Below are 6819 nucleotides of genomic sequence, written 5' to 3' on the forward strand. Positions count from 1 at the left end.
CCAGGAACAGCAGCGAGGAGAGGATCGGCCCGACGATCGTTTCCAGCACGATCCGGCTCAGCCGCATCACGCCCAGCCGATAGACCGTCCACAGGCCGCGCCAGTGCGGCCGGGAGATCGGGCGCACACGCGGGGCGGTGCCGCCGGGCACCTGACCGCTCACGCCTTCAGCTTGTAGCCGGTGGCCATCATCCGGTGCGCCCAGGTGAACAGCGCGACGTTCACCAGCAGCACCAGCAGCGCGCCCAGCCCCAGCGTGCTGCCCAGCCGCTTGTGCGGCTGCGGCGTGGCGCAGTTCGGGCAGGTGGGGGTGGTGCGCGCCAGCGGGTGGCCGCAGGCCACGCAGCCGACGCGGTTGCGCGCGTCCTTCATTGTCCCGACCCCATGGCGGGGTCCCTGGCCGGTTTTGCCCGGTGCCGGGCCGGGCGCCGGGCCCGGTGCAAGGATGGACGCAGCGCCCTCATGGCACCGGCGCGGGGGTCAGCCGGGGTTCCAGCCACGCCGCATGGGCCAGCAGGGTGGCGTCGTGGCGCCCCACCATCTGCACCCCCAGCGGCAGGCCCGCCGGGCCGTGGCCGTGCGGCAGGCTGATGGCCGGCAGGTGCAGCAGGGTCCAGACGCGGTTGAAGACCGGATCGCCGGTGGCGGTGCCCTCGGGCGCCTCGCCCGCGGCGGGCAGGGTGAGCCAGACCTCGTCCGGGGCCATCAGCGCGGCGATGCGGTGCTGCCACGCGGACTGGAGCTGGCGGGCGGCGCGGTAGTCCTCGAAGGGGACGGCGTCCATCGCGTCGAACGCCGCCCGCAGCGCGGGGCTGAGCCGGTCGGCGTGGTGCGTGCGCTCCCATGCCAGCGCGCGGCGCCCCTCGTAGGGCTGGATCAGGGCCTGGGCGTCGGCCAGCGCCGCCAGCGCGTCGGCCATGTCCCCCGGCAGGGGGCTGTCGTCCACCGCCACGCCCGCGTCGGCGATGCGCCCGGCGGCCTCCATCAACGCGGCGCGGCCCGCGTCGCTGGCCAGATGCCACGACGGCGCGGGGATCAGGCGCACGCGGGCGGGGGCGGCGGGGCGGACCTCGGCCAGCGCGGACCAGCCCGACAGGGCGGCCACCCCCAGCCCGGCATCCGCCACGCTGCGCGCAAACACCCCCAGCGTGTCCAGGCTGGCGGAGAAATGAAACAGCCCGCCCGTGTCGATCACCCCGAAGGAGGGCTTGAACCCCACCACCCCGCAGAACGCCGCCGGACGCAGCACCGATCCCGCGGTCTGCGTCCCGATCGCCAGCGGCACCTGGTAATCGGCCACGGCGGCGGCGGAACCGCTGGAGGACCCCCCCGGCGTGTGCGCGGGGTTGTGGGGGTTTCGGGTCACGGTGGGGTGGTAGCCGGCGAATTCCGTCGTCGCGGTCTTGCCCGGCACCACGCCGCCCGCGCCCCGCAGCGCCGCCACGCAGGCGGCATCCCGCCCGGTCCGTCGGCCCGCATGGATGGCCGAGGCGCAGGCGGTGGGCATGTCGGCGGTCTCGATCACGTCCTTGACGCCCACCGGCAGGCCCGACAGCAGACCGCGTCCGGGGCGTGCCGCCCGGGCCTGCGCGGGGTCGAGGAAATCCCACGCCCGCACCACCGCGTCGCGCGCCGCGATGCGCGCCAGGCACGCCTCCATCAGCGCGGCGGGGTCCAGCGTGCCCGCGCGGATCGCGTCGCGGGCGGCCACGGCGCCCAGGCGGGCGGGGTCGGATGTCATGAGAGATACTCCGCCGCGATGGCGGCAAAGGCGCGGGTGCAGGCGTGGATGGCGGCGATCTCCACATGCTCGTCGGTCTGGTGGGCCAGCGCCATCGGGCCGGGCCCCATGATGAGGGTCGGCGGATGGCCGAACGCGGCCTTCAGCACCGAAGCGTCGGTGAAGTAGTGCGCCACCTCCAGCCCGCCGTCGATGTCGATGCCGGTGATGTCACCCGCCATCGCGCGCGCTCGGGCCAGCCACGGATCATCGGCGGGGGTGAAGACGGCGGCCATGTCGGTCAGGGTCTCGACCTCCACCCCATCGCCCACGGCGCCCCCCACGGCGGCGATCACGGCGGCGCAGGCGTCGGCGTTCGACAGCTCGGGCGTGGTGCGGATATCGACGCCCAGCGTCGCCAGATCGGGCACCGAGTTGATGTTCAGCCCCGCGTGCAGCGTCCCGAGGTTCAGCGTCACCGGCCCCATCACCGGATGCGCCGGCACCCCGAAGTCGAGGTCCCGCAGCGCCGCCACGCTGTCCATCGCGGGGAAAATCGCGTTGCGCCCCCGTTCGGGCATGGAGCCATGCGCCGTCACGCCCCGGTGGTGCAGATGCAGCCACAGCGCGCCCTTGTGGCCCAGCAGGGGGCGGTTGTCGGTCGGCTCGGCCACGATCATCGCGCCGCACGCGCCCAGCAGGTCCGCGTCGCGCGCCAGCGCCAGCACGCCGTCGCAGCCCGTCTCCTCGCCCGCGCTCAGGATCAGGCGCAGGTCGGCGGCGCGGTCGGGCCGGGCCGCCATCTCCAGCGCGGCGGCGATGCAGGCGGCGACGCCGCTTTTCATGTCCGACGCCCCCCGGCCCCAGATGCGGCCGTCGTGCACCTCGGCGCCGTGGGGGGCGACGGACCAGGGCGCATTGCCCAGCGGCACGGTGTCGATGTGGCCCGACAGCACCAGCGGCGCGCGCACCGCCTGCGTCGCGGGCAGGCGCGCGATCAGGTTGGCGCGGCCCGCGCCCATCGGCTGCCAGGCGATCTCGAACCCCGCGGGTGCCAGCAGGGCCGCGATCCACTCCAGCGCCGGACGCTCGTTGCCCGGCGGGTTGATGGTGTCGAAGCGGATCAGGTCACGGGTGATCTCGGCGGCATCAAGGGTCATGGGGGTCCTTCAGCGCAGGTGGCAGGCGGCCATGTGGCCCGGCGCGACCTCGCGCAGGGGCGGGGCCTCGTGGAAGCAGCGGTCGAACGCCAGCGGGCAGCGGGTGTTGAAGTGGCAGCCCTTGGGCGGGTTGATCGGGCTGGGCACATCGCCGCGCAGCACCGCGCGCTTGCGCCGGCGGCGGGGGTCGGGGACGGGGACCGAATCCAGCAGCGCCTCGGTGTAGGGGTGCTGGGGGTTGCGGAACAGCTCGCGCTTGGGCGCAAGCTCCACCAGACGGCCCAGATACATCACCCCGATCCGGTGCGAGATGTGCTGCACCACCGCCAGATCATGCGCGATGAACAGATACGACAGCTCGAACTCCGCCTGCAGGTCCATCATCAGGTTGACCACCTGCGCCTGCACCGACACGTCCAGCGCGGACACGGGTTCGTCCGCGATGATGACCTCGGGGTTGACGGCCAGCGCCCGCGCGATGCCCAGCCGCTGGCGCTGCCCGCCCGAGAATTCATGCGGAAAGCGGTTGAGCGCGTCGCGCCGCAGCCCCACCCGGTCGAACAGGGCGGCGATCTTCTCCAGCCGCTCGGCGCGGCTGCTGTCGGGCTCGTAGTTGCCCAGCGGCTCGGCCACGATGTCCTTGACCCGCATCCGCTGGTTCAGCGACGCATAGGGGTCCTGAAAGATCACCTGCATCACGCGCCGGTGCGGGAACATCTGCGCCCGGCTGAGGTGGGTGATGTCGACCCCCTTGAGCCGGATGGTGCCGGATGTCGGGTCCGTCAGTTTCAGGATCGCCTTGCCGGTGGTGGACTTGCCGCAGCCGGATTCGCCCACCAGCCCCAGGGTTTCCCCACGGGCCAGGGTGAAGCTGACGCCGTCGACGGCGTGGACGCGGCCGACCTCGCGCTGCAACAGCCCGCCATGCAACGGGAAATGCTTGGTCAGGTTCTCGACCTCGAGGATCGGCGCGCTCATGCGGTCCACTCCGGCAGGGTGTCGCTGTGCCAGCACGCCGCCAGATGGCGCGGCCCGCGCGGCACCAGCGGGGGGTATTCGGCGCGGCAGCGGTCGGTGACAAAGGCGCAGCGGTCGGCGAACGCGCAGCCCGCAGGCAGGTTGGTCAGCGCGGGCACGATGCCGGGGATTTCCGCCAGCCGGGTGGCGGACCCCTCGCCATCCGCGCCCAGACGGGGAACCGAGCGCATCAGGCCCCGGGTGTAGGGGTGCTGCGGGCGCTCAAACAGCTCCACCACGTCGGCTTCCTCGACCTTGCGGCCGGCGTACATGACCAGCACGCGGTCGGCCATCTCGGCCACCACGCCCAGATCATGGGTGATCAGGATGATGGCGGTCTGCAGCTTCTCGCGGATCTCCTCCATCAGGCCGAGGATCTGGGCCTGAATGGTGACGTCGAGCGCGGTCGTGGGTTCATCCGCGATCAAGACCTGCGGGTTGCACGACAGCGCCATGGCGATCATCACGCGCTGGCGCATGCCGCCCGACAGCTGGTGGGGGTATTCGCGCAGGCGCCGCTCGGGTTCGGGGATGTGCACCAGATCCAGCATCTCGCGCGCCCGCGCGGTGGCGGCGCGGGGATCCAGCCCCTGGTGCAGCACGATCGCCTCGGTCAGCTGGTCGCCCACCGTCAGAACCGGGTTGAGGGAACTCATCGGGTCCTGGAAGATCATCGAGATCTCGTTGCCCCGGATGCGGCGCATCTCGGCCGGGGTCAGGCGCAAGAGGTCGCGCCCCTTGAACCGGATCGCGCCGGAGGCATAGCGGCCCGGCGGCGTCGGCACCAGCTGCATGATCGACAGCGAGGTGATGGACTTTCCGCACCCCGACTCCCCCACCACGCCGAGGATTTCCCCCGGCCGCAGGTCGAACGACAGCCCCTCCACGGCCTTGACCACACCGTCGCGGGTGTCGAACCAGGTGCGCAGGTCATCGACCTGAAGCACCGGATCGGTGTCGGGCACGGCGGGCGGGGACAGCGTCATGGGCGGCTCCTGGCTGGGGGGATTCGGCGAAGGGGGGACACTCAGAACCGCCGCTTCATGCGCGGATCGAGCGAGTCCCGCAGCCCGTCGCCGAAGGTGTTGATCGCGAACACGGTGATCGCGAGAAAGATGCCGGGGTACATGATGATCCCGAAATTCTGGAAGAAGAACATCCGCCCCTCGGCCATGATGTTGCCCCAGCTGGGGATCTCCGGCGGGGTGCCGGCGCCGACGAAGCTGAGGTACGCCTCGAAGATCACCGCCTGCGCGCAGATGTACGTCGCCTGCACGATCAGCGGCGGGAAGGTGTTGGGCATGATGTGGCGCACCAGGATGCGCGGGGTCGACGTGCCGCAGGCGATCGCCGCCTGGACAAACGTCTGATCGCGCAGCATCAGGACGACCGAGCGCACCAGCCGCACCACGCGGGGCACCTCCGGGATCGTCAGCGCGATGATGACGTTGGTCACGCTGGAGCCCCACAGCGACACCAGCGCGATGGCCAGCAGGATCGACGGGATCGACATCAGCGCATCCATGAAGCGCATCACCACCGCGTCCACCCGGCGGCTGAACCCCGCCACCAGCCCGATCGCCAGCCCCAGCGATGTCGCAAGGGCCGCCACCGACAGCCCCACCACCAACGAGATCTGCCCCCCGTGCAGCACCCGCGACAGCAGATCCCGGCCATACATGTCGGTGCCGAACCAGTGCGCGGCGGACGGGTCCTGCAGGCGGTTGATGGGGTTCTGGCGCATCGGCTCCGGCAGGCCGAACAGCGGCGCGCCGAACGCGAGCACCGCCATCACCACCAGCACCGACAGCCCGAACAGCATGGTGGGGTTGCGCCGCAGCGCGTCCCAGGCGCCGGCGGCGGCCTCGGACATGCGCGCGGTCAGGGTCGGGTCCTGCGGACGCTCAACAGGGGTGTGGGTCATGGCCGGCCCCTCAGTAGCGGATACGCGGATCGAACAGCACATAGCTGAGGTCGATCAACAGGTTGAGCATCACATACGTCAGCGAGAACACCAGGATCACGCCTTGGATCACCGGGTAGTCCGTGCGCAGCACCGCATCCACCGTCAGCCGCCCCAGCCCCGGAATGGCAAACACGCTCTCGGTCACCACCACGCCGCCGATCAGCAGCGCCAGCCCCAGCCCGATGGTGGTGGAAATGGGCACCATCGCGTTCTTCAGCGCGTGTTTCACCAGCACCTTGCGGGTCGGCAGACCCTTGGCATAGGCGGTGCGGACGTAATCCTCGTTCAGGACCTCCAGCATGGTCGCCCGCGTCATCCGCGCGATCAGCGCCATGTAGACCAGCCCCAGCGTCAGCGCCGGCAGCGTGATGTGGCGCAGGAACCCGGGGACCGAGGTGAAGATCGACGTGTACCCCTGCACCGGAAACCACCCCAGCCGGACCGAGCCGCCGAGGATCAGCGCGTATCCCAGCACGAACACCGGCAGCGAAAAGCCCAGCACGGCCACCGTCATCACCGCCCGGTCGATCCAGGTGCCGACCTTCCACGCCGCAATGACGCCGAGCGGGATCGCCAGCGTGATCGCGATGACCATGGTGGTCAGCGTCAGCATCAGCGTCGGCTCGATCCGCTGCCCGATCAGCCGCGACACCGGCAGCCCCGAATAGATCGAGGTCCCCAGATCGCCCCGGAACAGATCCGCCGTCCACTTGATGAACTGCATGTGCAGCGGATCGTTGAGGCCGAGCTGCGTGCGGATCTCCTCGACCTGGGCTGCGGTGGCAAAGTCACCCGCGATCACCACCGCCGGGTCGCCGGGGCTGAGGTGCAGCAGCATGAACACGAACACCGCCACCAGCGCCATGATCGGGATGGTGGCCAGCAGACGCCGGACGACATAGGCAAGCATGGCTTGGGCGCTCCTGTTCGGGGGGCCAGTCAGGGGGGGGCAAGGG

The 6819-nt window shown here is 71.2% G+C and carries 7 protein-coding genes; all 7 read right to left on the minus strand.

The annotated features are described in order from the left end of the window. Positions 1 to 159: 159 nt before the first annotated feature. Positions 160 to 372 (minus strand): hypothetical protein, encoded by a 213-nt coding sequence (locus tag CCR87_RS08750; protein WP_201157146.1) that lies wholly within the window; start codon positions 370 to 372, stop codon positions 160 to 162. Between the two features lie 88 nt (positions 373 to 460). Next, on the minus strand, positions 461 to 1741 hold the full coding sequence (locus tag CCR87_RS08755; protein WP_201157147.1) for an amidase: 1281 nt from the start codon (positions 1739 to 1741) through the stop codon (positions 461 to 463). Next, positions 1738 to 2880, minus strand: coding sequence for a M20 family metallopeptidase (locus tag CCR87_RS08760; RefSeq protein ID WP_201157148.1), 1143 nt, complete (start codon positions 2878 to 2880; stop codon positions 1738 to 1740). Before CCR87_RS08760 ends, CCR87_RS08755 begins: the two co-directional genes overlap by 4 nt. A 9-nt stretch (positions 2881 to 2889) precedes the next feature. Continuing rightward, positions 2890 to 3858, minus strand: coding sequence for an ABC transporter ATP-binding protein (locus tag CCR87_RS08765; RefSeq protein WP_201157149.1), 969 nt, complete (start codon positions 3856 to 3858; stop codon positions 2890 to 2892). Then, positions 3855 to 4883 (minus strand): ABC transporter ATP-binding protein, encoded by a 1029-nt coding sequence (locus tag CCR87_RS08770; protein ID WP_201157150.1) that lies wholly within the window; start codon positions 4881 to 4883, stop codon positions 3855 to 3857. Before CCR87_RS08770 ends, CCR87_RS08765 begins: the two co-directional genes overlap by 4 nt. A gap of 41 nt (positions 4884 to 4924) precedes the next feature. Then, entirely contained in the window at positions 4925 to 5821 is an 897-nt protein-coding gene (locus CCR87_RS08775; protein ID WP_242511931.1) for an ABC transporter permease, read from the minus strand. Between the two features lie 10 nt (positions 5822 to 5831). Further along, positions 5832 to 6773 carry an ABC transporter permease gene (locus CCR87_RS08780; protein WP_201157151.1) on the minus strand — a complete coding sequence of 314 codons (942 nt, stop codon included), beginning with the start codon at positions 6771 to 6773 and terminating at the stop codon, positions 5832 to 5834. Positions 6774 to 6819: the final 46 nt, after the last annotated feature.

Origin of the sequence: Rhodobaculum claviforme, from assembly GCF_016653255.1 — a bacterium.
GTDB classification, from domain to species: Bacteria; Pseudomonadota; Alphaproteobacteria; order Rhodobacterales; family Rhodobacteraceae; genus Rhodobaculum; species Rhodobaculum claviforme.

Excerpts from the sequence above, each read along its gene's own strand:
- CCR87_RS08750 (WP_201157146.1), bottom strand. The coding sequence starts at position 372 with ATGAAGGACGCGCGCAACCGCGTCGGCTGCGTGGCCTGCGGCCACCCG.
- CCR87_RS08765 (WP_201157149.1), bottom strand. The coding sequence starts at position 3,858 with ATGAGCGCGCCGATCCTCGAGGTCGAGAACCTGACCAAGCATTTCCCG.
- CCR87_RS08780 (WP_201157151.1), bottom strand. The coding sequence starts at position 6,773 with ATGCTTGCCTATGTCGTCCGGCGTCTGCTGGCCACCATCCCGATCATG.
- CCR87_RS08755 (WP_201157147.1), bottom strand. The coding sequence starts at position 1,741 with ATGACATCCGACCCCGCCCGCCTGGGCGCCGTGGCCGCCCGCGACGCG.
- CCR87_RS08760 (WP_201157148.1), bottom strand. The coding sequence starts at position 2,880 with ATGACCCTTGATGCCGCCGAGATCACCCGTGACCTGATCCGCTTCGAC.
- CCR87_RS08775 (WP_242511931.1), bottom strand. The coding sequence starts at position 5,821 with ATGACCCACACCCCTGTTGAGCGTCCGCAGGACCCGACCCTGACCGCG.
- CCR87_RS08770 (WP_201157150.1), bottom strand. The coding sequence starts at position 4,883 with ATGACGCTGTCCCCGCCCGCCGTGCCCGACACCGATCCGGTGCTTCAG.